At 47.6% G+C, this 893-nt stretch carries 1 protein-coding gene; it reads right to left on the bottom strand.

The genetic code is table 11. The features are described 5' to 3' along the window. Positions 1-98: 98 nt before the first annotated feature. On the bottom strand, positions 99-893 hold a 795-nt coding region (locus J3482_RS20135), incomplete at its 5' end, for an IS3 family transposase (RefSeq protein ID WP_206923077.1).

Genomic DNA, 893 nt, shown 5'->3' with positions numbered 1-893 from the left:
CGGGTCAACCCCTTCTTATTGGACAATCGCTCTTTTTTGTAGAATGATTTAATATTCCGACACCCATTTATCCGCATCCAGGATTTCTCGTTTGCGCATTAGACGCGAACTGGTTTTACTGGCATCAGTCCGCTCGTCAGATGCCGTTGGTGAAACTCAATCGGTGACAAGTAATGAATGCTTGAATGAATTCGAGCGCTGTTATACCACTTCATGTACGTGTCCACAGTCTCGTACGCCTCTGCGTATGTCGCAAACTCACATGTGGATAGTCTGTCATCCTCCAGCACTCGATGAAATGACTCGATGTGTGCATTCATGTTCGGCGTTTTTGGCGGAATCCGTTCATGCTCGATTCTGAGGTCCTCGCACGCTTTCTCAAACACATGGCTGACAAACTGTGGTCCATTGTCTGAACGAACCACGGGCATGGCTTGTTCACCCGTGAATAACTTTCGTTTCCACAACGCGCTTTGTAGCGTCATGACGACGTCCTTGGCTTCACACCGCAGTCCAATGTGGTACCCGACAATTTGTCGGTCGAACACATCGATGTATGACAAAATAAAGAAGAACTTGTCCTCCCCATGAATGTAGCCGTATTTCACATCCACCTCCCACAGTTGATTTGGTGCGGTAATATCCCGATTCCGGGCTAATTTTCTTGGGTATGAATGTTTTACAGGACGTTGCGGTTTGAGGATCCCCAGCTCCTTACACAGCCGATATACCTTCTTCTTGTTGATGACCAGTCCATGGTGTCTGCGTAATTGGATCATCAACTTGACGTATCCATAGCCCAGTCCATCCGATTCGATCTCTTCCATCAGCCATTCTTTGATTTGTCCGTCGCTGACTTTTCGCCCATCCACCGTCAACGAGTAACCAGGTAT

Source organism: Alicyclobacillus suci (genome assembly GCF_017329615.1).
In the GTDB taxonomy this organism is placed as follows: Bacteria; Bacillota; Bacilli; order Alicyclobacillales; family Alicyclobacillaceae; genus Alicyclobacillus; species Alicyclobacillus suci.
The sequence above is the reverse complement of the archived record's forward strand: the minus strand, read 5'-3'. Positions and strand labels throughout refer to the sequence as shown.